The organism is Pseudomonas sp. Z1-12, from assembly GCF_051132015.1.
In the GTDB taxonomy this organism is placed as follows: Bacteria; Pseudomonadota; Gammaproteobacteria; order Pseudomonadales; family Pseudomonadaceae; genus Aquipseudomonas; species Aquipseudomonas zanjanensis.
Window position 1 is genome coordinate 6,698,935 of record NZ_CP071647.1, and the last position, 21,408, is coordinate 6,720,342.

The 21,408-nt window shown below is 62.4% G+C and carries 17 protein-coding genes; 9 read left to right on the top strand and 8 right to left on the bottom strand.

Going from position 1 to position 21,408, the window contains the following annotated elements; translation table 11 throughout:
- The first annotated feature begins 220 nt into the window (after positions 1-220).
- Positions 221-1,621: a dihydrolipoyl dehydrogenase gene (lpdA, locus tag J3P85_RS29340; protein WP_434704377.1), complete on the top strand. Its 1,401-nt coding sequence runs from the start codon at positions 221-223 to the stop codon at positions 1,619-1,621.
- Positions 1,622-1,798: 177 nt separating this feature from the next.
- Here lpdA and J3P85_RS29345 read toward each other — a convergent pair whose 3' ends face one another.
- From J3P85_RS29345 to J3P85_RS29375, 7 genes are all read right to left on the bottom strand, one after another.
- Entirely contained in the window at positions 1,799-3,949 is a 2,151-nt protein-coding gene (locus J3P85_RS29345) for a tetratricopeptide repeat protein (RefSeq protein WP_434704378.1), read from the bottom strand.
- Entirely contained in the window at positions 3,936-5,129 is a 1,194-nt protein-coding gene (locus tag J3P85_RS29350; RefSeq protein WP_434704379.1) for a DUF3142 domain-containing protein, read from the bottom strand. Before J3P85_RS29350 ends, J3P85_RS29345 begins: the two co-directional genes overlap by 14 nt.
- Before the next feature lie 166 nt (positions 5,130-5,295).
- Positions 5,296-6,120 (bottom strand): class I SAM-dependent methyltransferase, encoded by an 825-nt coding sequence (locus tag J3P85_RS29355; RefSeq protein ID WP_434704380.1) that lies wholly within the window; start codon positions 6,118-6,120, stop codon positions 5,296-5,298.
- Positions 6,114-7,268, bottom strand: a complete 1,155-nt coding sequence (locus J3P85_RS29360) for an acyltransferase family protein (RefSeq protein ID WP_434704381.1) — start codon at positions 7,266-7,268, stop codon at positions 6,114-6,116. Before J3P85_RS29360 ends, J3P85_RS29355 begins: the two co-directional genes overlap by 7 nt.
- Complete coding sequence (locus tag J3P85_RS29365) at positions 7,265-8,137, bottom strand: class I SAM-dependent methyltransferase (RefSeq protein WP_225917674.1); 873 nt, start codon at positions 8,135-8,137, stop codon at positions 7,265-7,267. The genes J3P85_RS29360 and J3P85_RS29365 overlap by 4 nt, the downstream gene beginning before the upstream one ends.
- On the bottom strand, positions 8,134-9,426 hold the full coding sequence (locus J3P85_RS29370; protein ID WP_434704382.1) for a glycosyltransferase: 1,293 nt from the start codon (positions 9,424-9,426) through the stop codon (positions 8,134-8,136). The genes J3P85_RS29365 and J3P85_RS29370 overlap by 4 nt, the downstream gene beginning before the upstream one ends.
- The gene (locus J3P85_RS29375; RefSeq protein ID WP_434704383.1) at positions 9,420-11,024 is read right to left on the bottom strand and encodes a glycosyltransferase; all 1,605 of its coding nucleotides are present in this window, start codon (positions 11,022-11,024) and stop codon (positions 9,420-9,422) included. Before J3P85_RS29375 ends, J3P85_RS29370 begins: the two co-directional genes overlap by 7 nt.
- A gap of 429 nt (positions 11,025-11,453) precedes the next feature.
- Here J3P85_RS29375 and J3P85_RS29380 point away from each other — a divergent pair, with 429 nt between their 5' ends.
- From J3P85_RS29380 to J3P85_RS29415, 8 genes are read left to right on the top strand one after another with little or no spacing between them, the layout of a single operon-like run.
- A complete protein-coding gene (locus tag J3P85_RS29380) occupies positions 11,454-12,368 on the top strand; it encodes a GDP-mannose 4,6-dehydratase (RefSeq protein WP_434704384.1) in 915 nt (304 codons plus the stop codon).
- Positions 12,365-13,333 (top strand): GDP-mannose 4,6-dehydratase, encoded by a 969-nt coding sequence (gene gmd / locus J3P85_RS29385; RefSeq protein WP_434704385.1) that lies wholly within the window; start codon positions 12,365-12,367, stop codon positions 13,331-13,333. Before J3P85_RS29380 ends, gmd begins: the two co-directional genes overlap by 4 nt.
- Before the next feature lie 3 nt (positions 13,334-13,336).
- The gene (locus tag J3P85_RS29390; protein WP_434704386.1) at positions 13,337-14,788 is read left to right on the top strand and encodes a mannose-1-phosphate guanylyltransferase/mannose-6-phosphate isomerase; all 1,452 of its coding nucleotides are present in this window, start codon (positions 13,337-13,339) and stop codon (positions 14,786-14,788) included.
- Complete coding sequence (locus tag J3P85_RS29395) at positions 14,779-15,576, top strand: ABC transporter permease (RefSeq protein ID WP_434704387.1); 798 nt, start codon at positions 14,779-14,781, stop codon at positions 15,574-15,576. The genes J3P85_RS29390 and J3P85_RS29395 overlap by 10 nt, the downstream gene beginning before the upstream one ends.
- On the top strand, positions 15,576-16,841 hold the full coding sequence (locus J3P85_RS29400) for an ABC transporter ATP-binding protein (protein WP_434704388.1): 1,266 nt from the start codon (positions 15,576-15,578) through the stop codon (positions 16,839-16,841). The genes J3P85_RS29395 and J3P85_RS29400 overlap by 1 nt, the downstream gene beginning before the upstream one ends.
- On the top strand, positions 16,838-18,208 hold the full coding sequence (locus J3P85_RS29405) for a glycosyltransferase family 4 protein (RefSeq protein ID WP_434704389.1): 1,371 nt from the start codon (positions 16,838-16,840) through the stop codon (positions 18,206-18,208). The genes J3P85_RS29400 and J3P85_RS29405 overlap by 4 nt, the downstream gene beginning before the upstream one ends.
- Positions 18,199-19,329, top strand: a complete 1,131-nt coding sequence (locus J3P85_RS29410; protein ID WP_434704390.1) for a glycosyltransferase family 4 protein — start codon at positions 18,199-18,201, stop codon at positions 19,327-19,329. The genes J3P85_RS29405 and J3P85_RS29410 overlap by 10 nt, the downstream gene beginning before the upstream one ends.
- Positions 19,330-20,460, top strand: coding sequence for a glycosyltransferase family 4 protein (locus tag J3P85_RS29415; protein WP_434704391.1), 1,131 nt, complete (start codon positions 19,330-19,332; stop codon positions 20,458-20,460). It begins immediately after the preceding gene.
- A gap of 196 nt (positions 20,461-20,656) precedes the next feature.
- Here J3P85_RS29415 and J3P85_RS29420 read toward each other — a convergent pair whose 3' ends face one another.
- Positions 20,657-21,283, bottom strand: coding sequence for a glutathione S-transferase family protein (locus tag J3P85_RS29420; RefSeq protein ID WP_434704393.1), 627 nt, complete (start codon positions 21,281-21,283; stop codon positions 20,657-20,659).
- Between the last annotated feature and the right edge of the window lie 125 nt (positions 21,284-21,408).

Below are 21,408 nucleotides of genomic sequence, written 5' to 3' on the forward strand. Positions count from 1 at the left end.
CCACCCCAGCACTTGTGGCGATCAAAATCCGGGCCCGTGGGCAGACGCCACCGACACTCTGTTATAGGTCGTTACCTTATAACGATTGCTGTGAAATTTCCGTTTTGAATTCTTCATGGCAAGGCCCTCGCTGGCCGCTTGACTTAAGCCTTGACCGAAATCTCTGGAAACGCTCATATTACAGCCATAATTTTTTATCAGGCCAAGCGGGAGAACAGCGATGAGCAACTACGACGTGGTCATTCTGGGCGGCGGCCCTGGCGGGTATAACGCGGCGATTCGGGCCGGGCAGTTGGGACTGAAGGCCGCCTGCGTCGAAGGCCGAGCCACCCTGGGCGGCACTTGCCTGAACGTTGGTTGCATGCCCTCCAAGGCGCTGCTGCATGCCTCGGAACTGTACGAAGCGGCCATGGGCGCGGAGTTCGCCAACCTGGGCATTGAAGTCAGCCCCACGCTCAATCTTGCGCAAATGATGAAGCAGAAAGACGACAGCGTGGCGGGCCTGACCAAAGGCATCGAGTTTCTGTTTCGCAAGAACAAAGTCGATTGGATCAAAGGTTGGGGCCACATCGACGGGCCGGGCAAGGTGACCGTCACCGCTGACGATGGGACCAAGACCGAACTGAGCGCCAAGGACATCGTCATCGCCACCGGCTCGGAGCCCATGCCGCTGCCAGGCGTGACCATCGATAACCAACGCATCCTCGACTCCACCGGTGCCTTGTCCCTGGGTGAGGTGCCCCGGCATCTGGTGGTGATCGGTGCCGGTGTGATCGGCCTGGAACTGGGCTCGGTCTGGCGGCGCCTGGGCGCCCAGGTCACCGTGGTGGAATACCTGGATCGTATCTGCCCGGGCGTGGACGCCGAGGCCGGCAAGACCTTGCAACGGGCCTTGGCTAAACAAGGCATCCAATTCAAGTTGAGTGCGAAGGTCACCGGCGCCGCTACTTCGGCCAGCGGCGTGCAATTGCAGGTCGAACCAGCAGCGGGCGGAGAAGCACAGACCCTGGACGCCGATTATGTGCTGGTCGCCATCGGTCGTCGGCCCTACACGCAAGGGCTGGGGCTGGAGCACGTCGGGTTGAGCACCGACAAACGCGGCATGCTCGCCAACCAGCGTCACCGCACCGAAGCGCCCGGCGTCTGGGTGATTGGCGACGTGACGGCCGGACCGATGCTGGCCCACAAGGCCGAAGACGAAGCCATGGCCTGCATCGAACAGATCGCCGGCAAGGCCGCCGAGGTCAACTATGGGCTGATCCCCAACGTCATCTACACCCGTCCGGAACTGGCCAGCGTCGGCAAGACCGAGGAACAACTCAAGGCTGAAGGCCGGGCCTACAAGGTCGGCAAGTTTCCGTTCACCGCCAACAGCCGGGCCAAGATCAACCACGAGACCGAAGGGTTCGCCAAGGTCCTGGCCGATGAACGCACCGATGAAATCCTTGGCGTGCACCTGGTGGGCCCGAGCGTCAGCGAGATGATCGGTGAGTACTGCGTGGCCATGGAGTTCAGCGCCTCGGCCGAGGACATCGCCCTGACCTGCCACCCCCACCCTACCCGCTCGGAGGCGTTGCGCCAGGCGGCCATGAATGTGGAGGGGATGGCGACGCAGATGTAGGAACACGCAAAGCTGGAGCGAACAATCTTTTGTGGCGAGGGAGCTTGCTCCCGCTGGACCGCGAAGCGGTCCCCATCGTTTCCCAGGTCAGGCAGCGGACTCGCAAAATGACGGCCGCTACGCAGCCGAGCGGGAGCAAGCTCCCTCGCCACAATTTGGGTTCGGCTGGCCGTCAGTTTAGCTGGCCGACATCCGCGCCTTGCGCCGGCGCCGGCTGATCAGCCCCAACGCCATGGCCACCACCAGCACGGCCCCTCCCACTTGCAGCCAAACCTTGTAAGGCCGCAGCGTCGAGCGGATCGGGTCCAAGGCCTGGGTCACGTAGCGTTTGTTCGCCGAGCTGAAATCCGGTTCCTGGCATTGATGGCCGAAATCCCCGGCCCAAACCACATACGGACCGTCCTTCACATAACGCTGGTACAACGCGCTTTGCTCTTCAAGGCTGGAGTTGTATCCCACGGCTTTGCACAGCACCGCCGCAAACGCCTGGCTGGTATGGGGCAGATAATCCGCCGCTTGGCTCGCCAACGCCGTAGCGACAAACCGATAGTGGTAACGCACGTCCGGCTGCGCGGCGCTGGCCTGCTGGCGTTGCACTTCCCCTTCGGCCACCAGCGGCCCGACCTTCAGCTCGACCGGTTCCAGGCTGTAGTTGCCGCCCAGGCTGGCGTAATCCGGCGCCATCTCATAGCCGAGCAGTTCCATGCCCCATTTACGCGCCATCCGGGACGCATCGAAATACGCCTCGGCCCGCCGGGTTGGCCACCATTTGGACTCTGCATCCTGGCGTAATTGCCCATAGGCGCGGGCCCTATCTTGCAGTTCCGGGTTATCGAAATAAGCCGGCGCCTCATCAAAGCGCCCTTCCCTCAGCAAACGCCGACCCAGCAGATTGCGCAGGCTCGCGGCCACGGGCAGCGGCACGTAGTTGTCTCGATCCGCCTGGCTCAACGCCGGTGGCGCCGGGACTTGGGCGTCGACGTACTGCTTGAGCTCATCCACCGTGAGCACCCGCTCGGCGACGGCGGCGGCGTCGTACCAATAGTTGCCCTGGCCGCGATAGAGCTGATCGAAGGCTTGCAGATAATCACCGCGCTGCAAGGCCAGGATTGCGCTTTCACCCTCGACCCGGCACTTGGGCTGCACCGACTCGTAGTTCCAATCCGGTGTGCGACGGTTGCCCCAGGACTCATCGTTCGGAAAGGCCTGGGCAGCCTTGGCATAAGCTGCCGCCGCGGCCACCTTGTCGCCATCGCGCAAGGCCAGCTTGGCGCGCACCCACCAGGCGAGGCCTGTGTCGGCAGCCTTTTGCACAAATGCCTGGGCGCTGGCGTAATCGCCGTGCTGGTAACTCACCGCCGCCAAACGGTCGGCATCGTCCAGGTTGTCCCGAGCGTTGGCCTGTAACAGCTTGACCAGCCTTTTCTCACCCGACGGTTCTTCACCGTCCCACCAGCCGACGCGACTGAGCAGATAGGCGGTGACCAGCCGTTGCACCGACTTGGTCTTGAGCAATTCACTCAAGCGTTCATCTGGCTGGACGCTCAAGCCTTGTGCCAATTGCAGCAACGAGCTGTAGCCGACCGGTGAGCCTTGCAGGTTCTGGATCGCGTACAGGCCGATGGCGCTGTCCCAGTCGTCTGCGGTGTAGGCCACCCGGGCTTCTTCACCGAGGCTGGCAATACCCAGTTCCAACGGATCGCTGAAGCCGGCAATGCTCATTTCCCGGGCCTGGCGAAACGATGCGCGCGCCTGGTCCTGCAAGGCCACGGGGTCGCCACTGCCCGCCTCGGTGCTCACGGCGAACAAGGCCCGTCCCAGGGAATACGCGGCCCAGGTGCTGCGCAACCGACGTTGCTCAGCCGGCAATGCCAGCAATTGCTGGAAGGCCTCCACGGCGCGCTGATGTTCACCGACATTAAAAGCCGCCGCGCCGAGCGCATACAGGCGCAATTCATCCGGTAGCTTGGCCGCTTCAGCCGCTACCTGGTCGATGTCGGCAAGCGCCCGCAAGCGCTCCACCACCGCTTGTTGCGGCGCAGTCAGCCCAATCTGTTCGGCCTTGGTGCGTTGCTCCACGTAGGAAGCCTGGTCGTCATAGTTGTAGTCCGGGTTGCGCGTCGCCTCGGTGGCCGGCTTGAGTCCGGCAATCGCCTGGCCGAGACGGCTGACCTCGAAGCGAAAGCTGCCTTCGGGCAAATCCGCCAGCGTCTGGGCGCGGTTATCCAGCAGGCGCATCGGGAAATCCGGCCCGCAGGCCAACGCCGGGCCCAGCGGCAGGCACAGGCTCAGGCACAGCAGGTGACGAGGCCACTCACGGGTAAACATTGAAACCTCCTTGGTCAATTTTCGTACAGCGCGCCCAGCCGATTGCCCGTTGGCTACCCGCCGCCAAGCGGCCTTCCTGAATGCGGGTGAAGGTAAGCAGTCCGGGAGTTTGTTGCAACGTATAACCGGCCAGGGCATCGACACCGTCACAGGCGCCGACCGTCAGCGTCAGGCGCTGGGGCCAGGGACTGTCGAGATTGCCCTGGTTGACCAGGCGGATATCGTACAAGCCGTCCTGCTGCTCCCACTGCAACGCCAGGCGACTGTCCAGATGATCGCCCCGAGCGACAGCACCGAGCGTGGTCAGGCTCCATGCCCGTCGGTCACCGGCCAGGGGCAGGCGAAACCAGATCAGCCCGGCAAGATGTCGTGGCGGATCCGCCCGCAAATCTGCCGCAAGCCCGGCCACTTGTTGCGGATCGGCCAGCAATTCCTGACGCTCGCCGCCGCGGTCGACCGGCACTTCGCTTTCCACCACCGGCATGCCGCTCTCCTGGGTCAGCAGCGCCACGCCGTAGGCCGGCAGGGCCAGGTAAAACGGCTGCGAGGTGAGTTCACCCCAGCGTTGCGCCCAGCGTCGGGCCTGTTCCGGATCGAAAAGGCCTTGCCGTGGATCACTCACCGCGTGGACCTGCAGCACGCTGCTGTCCACCGTTTCCAGCAAGCCCGGCAATGCGGGGCTGTCGAGCCAGGCCGGTAGCGCCGTGATGCTGAGCCGCAGATTGGCCGGCAGGCTGTGCCGCAGTTGGCCGAGGAATTGTCCATAGGCCGGCAACCGTGCATTGCCAGCATCGTGGTCGATCTCCACGCCCACCGGGGTCAGGCCTTGGGCATGCCAATCGCCCAGCACTTGCTGGATTTGCGCGATGACTTCGTCCTGGTCCAGGGCCTTGAGCTGGCCGTCCAGGCGAATCACGGCGATCAGCGGACGGCCGTCCGCCTTGAGCAAGGCCGGATCGATCCGCGCACGACGCCAGCCCGCCCCGGGAAACGCCTGCAACGCCAGCACCCGCAGCGTGGAAAAGTCACCCTGGCTTTGGCGCAGCGCCAGCCCGTGGGCCGGGGTCCATTGGCGTTGCCAGATATAGAGTTGTTGATCGAGGGCCGGCGCCGGAGATTGTTCGCAGCCCCCTAGAAGCAACGCGGCGAGGGCCAGGGCGAGCCGGAAAAGAAACGTCATGAAGCCTTACCATCCATAAAAGTCTGGCAGATTACGCCCCCCGGATCCTGACGAATATCTGTGGCGAGGGAGCTTGCTCCCGCTTGGGTGCGCAGCGCCCACCAAAAGGGGTCGCTTCGCAACCCAGCGGGAGCAAGCTCCCTCGCCACAAAAGGCGCCCTTGCTGCTAGGAGCGCGCGCCAGGCTTACGCGCAATAATGACCTGACTCTTGGCCACCACCGCGTCCAGCGCCTGCTTGATCTGCGCGCCGCGCGGCGAATTCAGCACGGCTTGCCAGGTGTCGGCCCAATGATTGAGCAACGGGTGGTCGGGGTTGCTGAAATCGACCTTGGCCTCCCAGAACAACAGCATCCACATCGACCAATAGAATCCGTATTGGCTGTGGCTCAACACTTCCAAGCCGGCCTCGCTGACCATCACCTTGAACTGCTCTTCGCTGATGATGCGGATGTGGTTGGGCTTGCGGAAGTACTCCGGTGCGGCGATGTCCTTTTGCAGGTCTTCGGAACTGGGGTGCGGCACGCTCAGCAGGTACAGCGCACCGGGCTGGCCGACCCGCACCAGCTCGGCGAGGAACTGCGCCGGGTCGTCGACGTGCTCGATGACTTCGGTGGACACCACCCGGGTGGCCGTGGCGTCGGCAATCGGCAGCGGGTTGCAGTCGGTCACGTGGCACTCGACTTCGCGCGCGGGGGTGTCGCTCAAGCGCTGGCGAGTGGCTTCGACCTTGGCCGCGTCGATGTCGGCAATGATGATCTTCGCCCCGCGCATTCCACAAAAATGCACGTTGCCGCCGTCGCCGCAGCCCACGTCCAGCAGCGTGTCTTCAGGCGTCACCGGGAAACCCGTGAACAGTTCGCCGGTTTGCTGGTTGAACCAGCCGCTGAGCATCGCATCGTGTAGCCCGAGCATATACGGGTCGACTTTCTCGGCGGCCGGCTCGGCGGGCGCGGGCATGCCCGTGGTGAGTTTCTTCAAAAGGCTCAGCATGTCGGGGCTCCAGGGAGAGGAAGGACGGTTCGGGCGGCGGACAGGCGTTCGACCAGCCGGGCACCACGGTTGCGCATGGGCATTTCGACCCAGCGGTAATTGAGCTCGCTCAACAGCCCGATCAACAACAACGCACACACCAGCGCCGGCCAGGGATGGCTTGCCGGGTCCGGCGAGCCCAAGGGGGCGAAACGAAACCACAATTCGCGCAGCAGGAAAAACACCGGGATGTGAATCAGGTAGATCCCATAGGAACGACTGCCCACCCAAGTCAGCGCCGTTTTCAGTCGACCGCGGGGCAACAGATAATCCCGATCATACGAGGCCACCCAGACCAGCACGGCGCTGAGCACGGCAATGACCCCGAGACGGTAGAACGACAAATTGAAATGCTCGGTGGCGATCCAGGCCATCACGCTGCCAAGGCCCAGCACCAGCAGCACGCCCATGGGCGGGCGGCGCAACCACGTGGGCTCGAAGCGCCAGTAGCTGGGCCGCAGGCTCCAGATCGACAACAACACACCCAGCGCCAAGGCATCGGTACGGATCACCGACAACCACAGCGCCCGCCAAGTGAAGAATTGCACCAGCACCACCGCCAGCAACACCCACACCAGGTAGCGACGCGAGACGAACACCAGCAACGGCAGGATCAGGTAGAACTGCTCTTCCAGCGACAGCGTCCAGTACACGAAGCTTGCGCCGTATTCATACTGCATGAAGGCATCGGCAAAACGCAGGTTGGCGAATTGCAGGAAACCGGCCAGCGTCGCCTGCAGGTTGGCCTGCACGCTGCCAAACGCCCCGGAGCGGTTCAGGAAGAACACCGCGAACAGCACCAGCAGCAGCCAGAACCAGGCCGACGGCAACAGGCGAAACGCCCGGCGAATCCAGAAGTCCCGGGTGACGGCCCAGAATTGCCGGGGGTTGTCGCAGCGCCGCAATTGCGGGATCAGGCTGCGTCCGATGACGAACCCGGAAATCGCGAAGAACAGGTCCACGCCCCACCACAGCTGGAAACTGTCGGCCAGGGCCGCCAGGCGCGGCCATCCGCCAGGAAACGGCATGCCTTGCAGGTGATGGAACAACACGCCGATCACCGCAACGGCGCGCAACAACTCGATGTCCATGATCCGCTTGCTGCTCATGAAGGACTCCCGGAAGAACGATCGGGTTTACGCGCGATGATGACCTGGCTCTTGGGCATGAACCGGTCCAGCCCCTGCTTGATCGCCAAGCCGTCGGGCTGCGCCAGCAGGTCCTGCCAGAGGCTCGCCCAGCGCTCCATCAACGGTGGGTACGGTGCCTGGATGCGGTCGCGCACGGCCCCCTCGAGGTCCCGGCCCGCCGCCCGTTCGCTGGCCCAGAAGAAAATCATGCCCATGACCCAGAAAAATCCGCTGGCCTGACGATGCTCGATCACCAGCCCGGCGTCTTCCACCAGCGCAGCGAATCGTTCGGCAGTGAAAATCTGCACATGGTTGGGCGCTTGAAAGTAGCCCGGCGGCGCGATGCCTTGCTGCAAATGCTCGCCCACCGAGGCCGGCACGCTGAGCAGGTACTGCGCCCCGGGCCGGCCCATGCGCACCAGTTCGGCCATGAACGGCGCTGGATCAGGGATATGCTCGAGCACTTCCATGCAGACGATCTTGTTCGCACAGCCATCGGCCAAGGGCAGCGGCAGGCTGTTGCTGACCAGGCCCAGGAACGGCGCAGCGGCTTGGGCTTCGACCTGGCGGGCGAGGTCGCGCACCTTGTCCTGTTCGCTGTCGGTAAAGATCACGGACGCGCCCTGGCGCATTGCAAACAGGGTTGCCACGCCTTCGCCGCAGCCGACATCCAGCAAAGTATCCTCGGCCGTGATGGCAAAGCCCTTGAGCAATTCACCGGTTTCACTGCAAAACCAACCGTCGAGCATCGCGTCGTAGAGGCCGGCATCCCGGGGCGAAACGGCCGCCGTCGGCGGTGGCGAGGGTTCGACCGGTGGCCTGAGCCCGGCCAGCCATCGGCGGATCATGGCTGCTGCGCGTTCCGGCGCCGCTCGGGTATGGCTTCGAAAAACGCCCGCAAACGCTGCTCGGCGTTGGCCTGGCTGCAGAATTTTTCCAGGCTGCGCACGGCGTGGGCCGACATCCGGCGATAACGCTCGGGGTCGTTCTTGGCCACGTCATAACTGGCGCGATAGGCCAAACACAGCGAGTCCCAATCAGTGACATACCGCAGGGTGCGGTACGCGGCACGCGGGTCGTGGGGCCAGGCGGTCAATTCCTCGGTCGACTCCACGATGAAGGCGTTGTCAGGGTCGATGTAGTCGGCCATCGCCGTGTTCAGCGGCGCAATCGCCGGACGGCCGCACGACATGAACTCCATCAACGGCAGGCACTGCCCTTCGCCGTAGGAACTGTTGACCACGTACCGGGTGGCTTCCACCAGCCGCTCGTAGTCCGCGTCCGCCAGGTAACCGTGTATCAGCACGATGCGACAGCGGTACGACTGGTTCTTGTAGACATGGTGGAGCATGTCGGCAAGCGCGGCGCTGACGTCGTGATGAGTCAGCTTGAGCACCAGGGTTGCGTCGGCAACGTCGCGAAACGTCGTGCAAAATGCGCTGATCATGTCCTTCCAGTTCTTGCGACCGTCGTAAGGATTGAACACGGAGGTGTAGATCACACCGTCCAGCATTAACTCGCAATCCTCGGCCGGGCCGTCCAGCACCAGCGGCATACCGGCCTGATGCGCCGGTGGGCCATACGGCCGCAGGTCGGTGGTGCGGCTGTCGATCAACAGGCCGTGCAATTGCAGGCGCATGTGATCCACTGTCGGCCGCTGGGCCAGCGCCGCCCCACGGGCGGCAAAGCGATCCCATACCGGCGCGGCGACGGCGGCGATGGGGAAGTCCGCCCCCATCACCTCGCGAACGGTTTTGACCGTGAAGCTGGAATGGGTGATCGCCATGCCGGTTGCGCCCAGGACCACCCGCCAATCGTGCCGGGGCTCGCCCTGCCAGCTTTCGGTGGGAATGGTGCTGAACTCCCAGGCGAACACCGGGATCGTCGGACAGGCGTAGTGGGCGGCGGTGCGGTGCGGCGGAGAAAACGACAGGAATACGCAATCCTCGCCGCGCCCCAGGCAATCGGCATAAAGCTCGTCGACCTCTTCGTCAGGTCGAGTCACTTCGACGACCTGCCCCAACCGCTCCAGCACCGGGCGGAACTCCTTGAGCACGAAGTAATAGCTGTACTCGGGCTTGCCGAGGTTTTCCAGGATGTTGCTCTGGTTGGTTTCCGAATAAATGATGATCAACATGAGGCGGTACCTGCCTGGGCCACCCGCGACAGCCCTTCATCACAGCCTGGCGCCGCCAGGAAATCCGCCAGGCGCTGCTGCACCGGGGCGAACCCGCAAAAGCGGCGCATCCGCTCGCTCGCGGCAACGGCCATGGCCTGGTAGACCTGCGGCTGGTGCTTGGCCATGGCGTAGCTCTGCTCATAGGCGAGTTTCAATGAACCCCAGTCGGGCCGATGGCGCAGGGTGCGATACAAGATGCGCGAGTCTTCCGGCCAGATCGTGGGTTCGCGGCTGGACTTGACGATGAAGGCCACTTGCGCGTCGATGTAGTCGCGCATCGCCGTGTGGTCCGGCGCGATGACCGGGCGCGCGCAGGACATGAATTCCATCAGCGGCAGGCACAGGCCTTCGCAACGGGACGCGTTGACGTAGAAACTCGCCGCGCCATACAGCCGGGCGAATTGTTCGTCCTCCAGGTAACCGTGCATCACCACCACCCGGCAACTGAACGGCGACAGCTGGGACAGCAGCGTCAGCAGCTCGACGTAGTAGGTCGACAGATCGTTCTGGGTCATCTTCAGCACCAGCGTGGCGTCTTCGACGTCGCGTAGCGCCCAACAGAAGGCGGTGATCAACTGATGCCAGTTCTTGCGACCGTCATCGGGGTTGAACACGCTGACGTACACCACCCCGCTGACGTCGGTTTCCGCCATCTGGCTGGTGTCCGGCAGGACGGCTTGGGGATGTTCCGGTGGAGCGGGCTCAGGAACGGGCTCGACGACTAACGGCGGCGCTGGCCCCCTCAGGACCCGGCTGGTGGCAACGCGTACCGGCACCGGAATCAGGTCGCGGACCGCCTCGCGATACCAGCACAGCAGGTTGTGCTTGAACAGCCAGACGGGGCCCTGCTCGCTCCCGCCGGTGAAGGCGCGGACGACTTCGCGCAGGTAATGACGGGAAATGAATGCCCGCCGCCGCCAAGTCAGCGGCGGCGGTACGATGTCTGGATCAACGCTAGGCTCTGGTTCCGGCTCACCTTCGAAAATCGGCGCGATCAAGCCATCCGCCGACAACCCGAGGGGCCGACTGTCGATGATGCAACCCTTGATCTGCAAGGTCGTTCCGGGGTTGATTGGCCGGCTTGGGTGTTGCTCACGAACCGCCGCGAAACGCTCCCACAGTGGCGTGGGCAACACCAGCACTGGGAAATCCTCACCCAACGTCCGACGGATCGCCTCGGCCGTGTGGCTGGACAGGGTAATCACCCGGCCATGACGGGCCAGCGTGCGGCTCCAGTCATGCCGCGGGTCGTCATCCCAGTGCTCGGCCGGGATCGAATCGAACTCCCAGGCCACCACGCAGACCATCGGGCACAGCAGGTCGAGCGGGGTCTTGTGCGGGGGGGAAAACGAAAGGAACAAGCAGTCCTGTCCGGCCTGCCGCAACGTTTGATAAAGCGGATCGACCTCTGCGACCGACGACACCACATGCACTGGCCCTAGGCTTTCCAGCACGGGGCGATAGGCCTTGAGCACGAAGTAATAGCTGTACTCAGGGCGACCGAGGCTCTGACTGATGGAGTGATCGTTTACATCCGAGTAAAGAATGAAATTCATGGCATCCCATCATGGCGCCGCCATCCCGGCAGCCCCAACTTCATGACGGTCGAGTCACGCATCGAGCCGGCCCGGGAGCCGCCACGCGTCGTTAATCTTGCTACCCGTCTCGTTCTTGTTTTTTTATGGTCCCGTCCCTTGCGGTTCGATCCGAAGATCGGAACCAGGGGCAAGTGTGACGAGGGGCATTCTAAACACATCCGCCAAGGGTTCGTGAACCGCTCGATGTGAATAAACCCGCTATAAATATGAGAACTGGTCAGTCACGGTTTGCGCTGTTGAAATTGCTGTGAAATTGGCACAGATTGGCAACCAAACAACTACAACAAATGCTTCGCTAAGCTGATTGTTGAGTGACATTTCCCCGATCTTACGGAAATTTCCTACTCAATTCGCGATAGACGAGGTCACCGTCAAGGGGGCTGGTGCTTGAAAAAACGTCTGTTCGTTACGGGCCTCAGCGGTTTCGTTGGACGTCACCTCGGATTTCGACTGAGCGGTCATGATTCGGCCTGGCAGGTGATGCCTGTCGCCGCGCGCTACGACCTGACGGATGCCAAGACCCTGGAGGGCCTCTGGCCCGAGGTTCCCGACGCCGTGATCCACCTGGCGGGCCAGACCTTTGTCCCTGAAGCCTTCCGCGACCCGGCACGCACCCTGAACATCAACCTGTTGGGCACCTTGAACCTGCTTCAGGCCCTCAAGGCCCGGGGGTTCACCGGCACGTTCCTGTATGTCAGCTCCGGTGACGTCTATGGTCAGGTCAGCGAAGACCGGCTGCCGATTACCGAACTGCAAGCACCCGCCCCGCGCAACCCGTACGCCGTGAGCAAGCTGTCGGCCGAACTGCTGAGCCTGCAATGGGGCATGAGCGAAGGCTGGCCGGTGCTGGTGGCTCGCCCGTTCAATCACATCGGCCCCGGCCAGAAGGACAGCTTCGTCATTGCCAGCGCCGCCCGGCAAATCAGCCGGATCAAGCTGGGCCTGCAACCGGCCCGGTTGCAGGTGGGCGATATCGACGTGACCCGCGACTTCCTCGATGTCGGCGATGTGATTTCGGCCTACCTGAGCCTGCTGGAAAAAGGCGCCCCGGGGCAGGTCTACAACATCTGTTCGGGTCGCGAGCAGAGCATTCGCAGCCTGATCGAACAACTGGGCGATATCGCCCAGGTCGATGTGCAACTGATCCAGGACCCTGCGCGTCTTCGCCGTGCAGAACAGCGTCGCGTCTGTGGTAGCCCTGCCAAGCTACGACAGGCCACCGGATGGACGCCCGAAACAACAACACAACAATCCTTGCGGGCGATCCTGTCCGACTGGGAGATACGGGTACGACAAGAATGAAAAGTGCATTGATCACAGGGATCACCGGCCAGGACGGCGCGTATCTGGCCAAGTTGCTGCTCGACAAGGGTTACAAAGTCCACGGTCTGGTGGCGCGACGCAGCAGCGACTCGCGCTGGCGGCTGCGAGAGATGGGCATCGAACAAGACATCGTCTACTTGGACGGTGACATGGCCGACGCCTGCTCGGTGCAGCGGGCCGTGATCAAGTCGGCGCCGGACGAGGTGTATAACCTGGCCGCGCAAAGTTTCGTCGCGGCCTCCTGGGACCAACCGGTGACCACCGGCATCGTCGACGGGCTGGGGGTCACCCATCTGCTCGAAGCCATTCGCCAGTTCCGTACGCAGACCCGTTTCTACCAGGCCTCCACCAGCGAAATGTTCGGCCTGATCCAGGCCGAGCAACAGGACGAGCACACCCCGTTTTACCCACGCAGTCCCTATGGCGTCGCGAAACTGTACGGCCACTGGATCACCGTCAATTACCGGGAAAGCTTCGGCCTGCATGCCAGCAGCGGCATCCTGTTCAACCACGAATCACCGCTGCGCGGCATCGAGTTCGTGACCCGCAAGGTCACCGACGCCGCCGCGCGTATCAAGCAGGGCAAGCAGCAGGAGTTGCGCCTGGGCAATATCGACGCCAAGCGCGATTGGGGCTTTGCCGGCGATTACGTCGAGGCCATGTGGCTGATGTTGCAACAAGACACCCCCGACGATTACGTAGTGGCCACTGGCGTCACCACCACCGTGCGCGAGATGTGCAGGATCGCTTTCGAACATGTGGGGCTGGACTACCGTGACTTCGTCAAGATCGACCCGGCGTTTTTCCGCCCGGCCGAAGTCGAGGTGTTGCTCGGCAACCCGGCCAAGGCCCAACGGGTCCTGGGCTGGAAGCCCCGGACTGACCTCGACACCCTGATCCGCATGATGATGGATGCGGACATGAAACGCGTCGCCAAGGAGTAGGCCATGCTCATTCCTGTGATTCTCTCCGGCGGAGCCGGGACGAGGTTGTGGCCGGTGTCCCGCGAGGGTCATCCCAAGCCTTTCATGCGCTTGCCCGACGGCCAATCGTTGCTGGGCAAAACCTACCGGCGTGCCGCGGGGTTGTTCGATGGCCGGGGCGATATCGTCACGGTCACCAATCGCGAATACTATTTCCAGAGCCGCGATCACTATCAAAGTGCTCACCTGGAGCGTCACCGTGGTCACTTCGTCCTCGAACCCACGGGCCGCAACACCGCGCCGGCCATTGCCACGGCCACCCTCGCCATTCAGGCGTTGCATGGTGACGAGGCGATCCTGGTGGTCATGCCGGCCGATCACCTGATCCAGGACGAGGCGGCGTTTCAGGCATCGGTGGCGCACGCCGTGGAACTGGCCAAGAGTGGTCACCTGGTGACCTTCGGCGTGCTGCCCTCGGCGCCGGAAACCGGATTCGGCTATATCGAACGGGGCCTGCCGCTGGACACCAAGGGCGCAGCCAAGGTCGTTCGCTTCGTCGAAAAGCCCGACTTGCCGACCGCTACGCAGTATCTGGAAAGCGGCCGTTTCTTGTGGAACTCAGGGATGTTCTGCTTCTCGGTCAAGACCCTCTTGGCGGAGTTGCAAGCCCACGCCCCCGAGCTGCTGGAACAGGCGCGCGCCTGTGTCACGGCCAGCACGGCGGTGGAAACCTCAGGGTGCGTGCAGCAGGAATTGTCCGCGGTGCATTTCGCCGACATGCCAGACATCTCCATCGACTATGCCCTGATGGAGCGCTCCGCCAATGTCGTGGTGATCCCGGCCACATTCGATTGGAGCGATATCGGCTCCTGGAGCGCCGTCGCCGGCCTGGTGCCCGCCGACGCGCAGAACAACCGCGCCACCGGCGAGGCCCTGTTCATCGACAGCCAGCACAACTTCGTCCAGAGCGAAGGCCGTCTGGTGGCGGCCCTGGGCGTGGAAAACCTGATCATCATCGACACCGCCGACGCCGTGCTGGTGGCCCATGCCGACCGCGCCCAGGATGTGCGCCGCGTCGCCCGGCAACTCAAGGACAAGGCGCACGAAGCCTATCGCCTGCATCGCACGGTCAGCCGCCCATGGGGCAGTTATACCGTGCTCGAAGAAGGGCCACGCTTCAAGATCAAGCGCATCGTGGTCAAGCCTGGCGCGTCGCTGTCGCTGCAAATGCACCACCATCGCAACGAACACTGGGTGGTGGTCGAAGGCATGGCCAAGGTCACCAACAATGGCTCGGGTTCGCACTTGGTCGCCAAGAATGAATCGACCTTCATCCCGGCCGGACACAAGCATCGCCTGGAGAATCCCGGCGTGATCGATCTGGTGATCATCGAAGTGCAAAGTGGCGAATATCTGGGGGAAGACGACATCGTTCGCTTCGAAGACCACTACGGCAGGGTCGACGCATGTTGCTGAGCTTGCCCCACTCCCTGTGGAATTACCGCGGCTTCGTCCTGGGCAGCGTCAAGCGCGAGTTCCAGGCGCGGTATCGCAACTCGTTGTTCGGCGCGTTGTGGACGGTGCTCAACCCGTTGTCGATGATCCTCGTCTACACGGTGATTTTTTCCCACATCATGCGTGCCCGCCTGCCCGGGGTGGAAGACGGCATGGCCTACAGCGTCTACCTCTGCGCCGGGCTGCTGACCTGGGGCTTGTTCGCGGAGATCACCACCCGCAGCCAGGGCATGTTCCTGGAAAACGCCAACCTGCTGAAAAAGATCAGCTTCCCCCGGATCTGCCTGCCGGTGATCGTGCTCTTCAACGCGGGCATCAACTTCGCGATCATCCTTGGGCTGTTTCTCGGTTTCCTGTTGATCACCGGACGCTGGCCAGGCATGACCTTGCTGGCGCTGGTGCCGCTGCTGGCCCTGCAAGTGATGTTCGCCGCCGGGCTGGGCATGCTGCTGGGGATCCTCAATGTGTTTTTCCGCGATGTCGGGCAACTGTTCGGCATTTGCCTGCAATTCTGGTTCTGGCTCACGCCGATCGTCTACCCGATGTCGATCCTGCCGCCGTCGATCCAGCAACTGCTCGCTTTCAACCCCATGACCGCCCTGATGCAGAGTTACCAGAACCTGTTCCTCTATAACCAGTGGCCGGTCTGGAGTTCGCTGGTGCCGTTGCTGGTGCTCGCCCTGCTGTTGTGCGTATTGGGCTTGCGCATGTTTCGCCGGCGCGGCGGTGAAATGGTGGATGAACTCTGATGGGACATTTGCGTGTCACCGGCCTGGGCAAGGCCTACAAGCAGTATCCGAACCGCTGGAGCCGGCTGCTGGAGTGGTTGGTTCCCTTTTCCCGCCAGCGCCATCAACTGCACTGGATCCTCCAGGGTGTGGATTTCGAGATCCAGCCCGGGGAAGCCGTCGGCATCGTCGGGGTCAACGGCGCCGGCAAAAGTACGTTGCTCAAGATGATCACCGGCACCACCCAACCCACCTGCGGTCACATCCAGCTACAAGGCCGCGTTGCCGCGTTGCTGGAACTGGGCATGGGCTTTCATCCGGACTTCACCGGTCGCCAGAACGCGTTCATGGCCGGTCAGTTGCTGGGTATGCAGGTGGAGGAAATCGAAGCCCTGATGCCCGAGATAGAGGGCTTCGCCGAAATCGGCGAGGCCATCGACCAGCCGGTACGCACCTATTCCAGCGGCATGCAGATGCGCTTGGCGTTCAGTGTCGCCACCGCCCGGCGCCCGGACATCCTGATCGTCGACGAAGCGCTGTCGGTGGGCGATGCCTACTTCCAGCACAAGAGCTTCGAGCGCATCCGCAGCTTCCGCAAGGCCGGCACCACGCTGCTGATCGTGTCCCATGATCGCTCGGCGATCCAGTCGATCTGCGACACCGCGATCCTGCTCGAACACGGGCGCATGGCCATGCGCGGCAAGCCGGAAGAGGTGATGGATTACTACAATGCGATGCTGGCCCAGCGCGAAGGCCAAGTGGTCCGCCAGGAAATGCTCGCCAACGGTCAGGTACGGACCATTTCCGGCACCGGCGAGGCCGGCATCGTCGATGTGCAGTTGCTCAACAACCAGGGGCAATCGGTGGAAGTGGCCGAGATCGGCCAGCCGATGGTGTTGCAAGTGCGGGTTGAAATCCGCCAAGACATCGAGCGGCTGGTATTGGGCTTTCTGATCAAGGACCGCCTTGGCCAGCCCATGTACGGCATCAACACCCATCGCCAGGACAAGGCCGTGACCGACCTCAAGGCCGGCGAACAGATTACCTTCCGTTTCAGTTTCGACATGCGCCTGGGCAAGGGCAATTACTCCGTCGCGCTCAGCCTGTCGCGGCTGGACTCGCACCTGGACCGTAATTTCGAATGGCGCGACTACGGATTGGTGTTCCACGTGATCAATAATCGCCAGGAAGATTTCGTCGGCTGTTCCTGGCTCCAGGCCCGGACCAGTATCCAGCGTTCGAGCCAGACGGCCGTCGAGGCGGTGCCGCAAAAGGAGTTGCCATGAGCCGTCTGTTGGTGGATTGCACCTACGTATACGACCACCCGAATGACAACTCCGGCATCCAGCGAGTGGTGCGCAACGTCATTCGTGAATTGCCGGCCAAGGATCGGGAGCGCGAATGCATTCCCGTGGTGATGCTGCAGGGCAAGCTGTACGAAGTGAAAAGCCTGGCCCCTCTGCCCACGAACGGACTGGATCTGGCCAATCTGCGAGCACGGCTGGTACAGTTCGCCAACCTGTTCTGGCTCAGGCAGCGGACCCTCGAACAACGGCGCCCCTTCAGCCAGTCGATCTGGGCTCGCCGCTTCTTGTACATCGCTTGCCGACTGTTTGCCCTGGCGTGCTTGAGCCTCCCCATTCGAATCCTCGATCGTCTCCTCACACGCAAGCCAGTCCCGGCACGCAGCGTACCGCTGGCACATCGGGCCGGCGATCAACTGGTGTTGCTGGACTCTTCCTGGCACTCAGGTTTCTTCCCCCTGGCCGAACAGCTCAAGCGTGATGGCGTCGGGATCATCTCAGTGGTCTACGACCTGATTCCCCTGACCCATCCGCAATTCTGCGACGCCGGACTGGTCAAGGTGTTCAACCATTGGTTCGACTGGATCGCCCGCACCGCCGACGGCTACGTCGCCATCTCCACCACCATCCGCGACCAGCTTCGCCAGGAAATGGTCCGGCGCATTGGCGAGCAAGAGGTGCGCAAGCGCTGGTTCGACTATTTCCATCTAGGCAGCGAACTGGACCTGGTTGACGCCACTCAGGCCGTCGACCCGGACTTGCTGCGGCTGTTCAAGCGCCCCGAGCCAGTGTTCTTGATGGTCAGCACCATCGAGCCGCGGAAAAACCACGCCTACCTGATCGATGCATTCGAGCGGGCCTGGGCCGCCGGTTCACAAGCGCGGCTCTGCATCGTCGGCAAGATCGGCTGGAAATGCGAAGCCCTGATCGAGCGCATTCAACGCCATCCGCAGCTCGACAGCCGCCTGTTCATGTTCAACAACCTGGCGGACCAAAGCCTGGAACACGCCTACCGACACGCCACTGCGCTGGTGTTCCCGTCCTATGTGGAGGGTTTCGGCCTGCCATTGGTAGAGGCCATGCAACGCGGCTTGCCAGCGATGGGCAGCGACATTGCAGTGTTTCGGGAAATCGGCGGAGAGTTCATGGCCTATTTCGATCTCGACGATCCCCAAAGCCTGGCGAACCTGGTCATCGACATGGAACACACCGGGCTATTCCCGGCCAAGCGCAATCTGGATCAATGGCAATGGCTGAGCTGGCGCCAGGCCAGTGCGCAATTGGTGGAGCGAATCGAGGGCCACATTATTGGTGCAACGATCGTCGGCAGGGAAACAACATGCGGATAGCCCTCAACGCACGCATTCTCCAGGCGCCCCGCACCGGCATCGGCCACTACGTAGCGGAACTGGCGACTGCCTTGGCGCGGGAGCCGGACGTCCAGCTGTCGCTGTTCCACGGTTGGGGCTGGAGCCCGCAGTTGCCACCAACAGCCAGGCCAGGCTATTCCAAGCTGAGCCCGTTGCTGCGACGGGTTCCGGGGGCCTATCAGGCGCGGCGCTGGCTGGAGCAGAAACGCTTCGATCAAGGCCGTTCAAAGGCTATCGACCTGTATCACGAACCCAGCCTGTGGCCGTTGGCTTTCGAAGGGCCGACGGTGATCACCCTTCATGACCTCACGCACCTGCGCTACCCCGAGACGCAGCCACCGGCACGCCTGAAGGAAATCGAGCGACGGCTCAGCCGCGCAGTGGAACAGGCCCAATTGATTCTGACCGACTCGCAATTCATCGCCGATGAAGCCCAGCAATATTTCGGCGTTCCCGCCGAGCGCCTGCGGGTCGCGCCGCTTGGGGTGGCGGCACGTTTCCACCCGCGCGAACCGGAAGCGATCGACAGCGTGCTCAAGGCCCATGGGCTGGAGCACGGCCGATATTTTCTCTGTGTCGGCACCCTGGAGCCACGCAAGAACCTGTCATTGGCCTTGCGCGCCCATGCCGGGCTTCCTGAGTCCATACGTCAGGCTTTTCCTTTGTTCATTGTAGGAATGAGCGGATGGCAACAGGCACAGCTCAATGATGAGTTGAAACGCGCCCTGGCTGATGGTCATGTCTGTCTGGCGGGTTACCTGCCTGACGAACACGTCGCCCAGTTGTTGGCGGGGGCACGGGCATTGGTTTTCCCGTCGTACTACGAAGGCTTTGGCCTACCGGTGCTTGAAGCCATGGCCAGCGGCACGCCGGTGATGACCACCCGCTGCTCGGCGATGCCGGAAGTGGCCGGGGCGGCGGGCATTTATTGCGAGCCCGACGATCCACAAGGCATGCGCGACGCCATGCAGCGGTTGATTGAGGATCGCCCGCACTGGCAGGCGTGTCGGGAAGCAGGCTTACAACAGGCAGCGCTGTTTTCCTGGGAGCGCTGTGCAAAGGTCACTGCCCACGCGTATCGCCAGGTCTTGGGAGGTTGAATGCGAGTCCTGCACTTTTACAAAAGTTATTTGACTGACTCCATGGGCGGTATCGCACAGGTCATTTTCCAGCTGTGCGACAGCAGTGACCAACTGGGTATCGATAACACCGTGCTCACGTTGAGCGAACATCCCGCACCGGGTCCGATCCAGCTTCGACAGCATGTCGTCCATCAAGCCCGAATGGACTTCCAACTGGCGTCCACGGGTTTCTCCTACAGCGTTTTCAAGAAATTCCGTGAGCTGGCCGCCGAAGCGGACATCATTAATTTCCACTTTCCTTGGCCGTTCATGGACCTGGTGCACTTTTTCAGTGCCGTGAAAAAGCCCTACGTCGTAACCTACCATTCGGACATTGTTCGCCAGCGGCAATTGCTCAAGCTTTATCGGCCGCTGATGAAACGTTTCCTGGACGGCGCCGATCGCATCGTCGCGGCCTCGCCTAACTATGTGCATACCAGCGATGTGCTCAAGGAATACAGCGCCAAGACCCGGATTATCACCTACGGCCTGAACAAGACGAGTTATCCACAGCCTGATGCCGAGCGCATGGTGGGATGGAAGGCAAAACTGGGTGAGCGGTTCTTTTTGTTCGTGGGGGTGATGCGTTATTACAAAGGCCTGCACATTCTGCTCGACGCCCTCAAAGGCGTGGATTACCCCGTGGTCATCGTGGGCGCCGGGCCCCTGGAAAAACAACTGCATGCCCAAGCCGCGGCACTGGGCTTGCGCAATTTGCATTTCCTCGGCCGCCTCGGGGACGAAGACAAGGTTGCATTGCTGGAACTGAGTTATGCCATCGTATTCCCTTCGCATTTGCGCTCTGAAGCCTTTGGCATTTCACTGCTTGAAGGCGCGATGTTCGGCAAGCCGATGATCTGCAGCGAAATCGGCACCGGCACCAGCTACATCAACATCCACGACGAAACCGGCCTGGTGGTGCCACCGAGCAACCCAGAGGCCTTCCGCGAGGCGATGCGTACCCTGTGGGAAAACCCGGCGCAGGCCCAGGTAATGGGTGCCAGGGCCGAAGCCCGTTACCGCCAGTTGTTCACGTCCGAAGAGATGGGCCGCAAGTGGGTGCAGTTGTATGAGGAACTACTGGAGGAAAAGGCGCTTTCCTACGCCTGATCCCCCAACTGGATCCGTGTCTTTTACCGGGACATGACCCACTCTGTGGCGAGGGAGCTTGCTCCCGCTGGGCTGCGCAGCAGCCCCAGAACCGACACCGCAGCCATGCCAGGCACACCGCGCGCCCTTTTCAAGGGGTTGCTTCGCAACCCAGCGGGAGCAAGCTCCCTCGCCACAAGGTTACCTACTTGTCGTTTCAGGCGTGCTTTTGCAACCCGACAACCGTACGCGGCATGCCCACGAACCCGGGCAAGGCTTCGATCCGCGCCAGCCAGGCCCGCACATGGGCGTAGTCCTCCAACGACACATTGCCTTCCGGTGCATGGGCGATGTAGCTGTAGCCGGCGATGTCCGCGACGGTCACAGCATCACCCGCCAGAAAAGCACGGTCGCTCAATTCTTGATCAATGACGTTCAACACAGTGTGGGACCGGGCAATCACGTCCTCAGCGTTGTAGGCCGCGCCAAACACCGTGATCAGCCGCGCCGTGGCCGGCCCCGCATGGATCGGCCCGGCCGCCGCCGACAACCAGCGCTGCACCCGCGCGGCACCGACTGGGTCGGTGGGCAGCCAGCGGCCCTGGCCATATTTGTGCGCCAGGTACACGAGGATCGCGTTGGAGTCCGCCAGCACCACACCGTCATCATCGATGACCGGTACTTGGCCAAACGCATTGAGCGCAAGGAAATCCGCCTGTTTGTGCGCGCCCTTGGCCAAGTCGACAAAGATCTCCTCGACCGGCAGTTCGAGTAACGACAGCATCAGTTGAACGCGATGGGAATGGCCGGAAAGCGGGAAGTGATAGTGCTTGATAGGGTTCATGGTCGACTCCGCTGGAAGTGACGCCATCAGCACAACGGCGTCGATGGGGTCATCTTCCGCCCAAGGCAAAAACAAGAGAATCACCTGCAGATGCAATCCATTGTTTCAGCCAGAGAAACAATGCA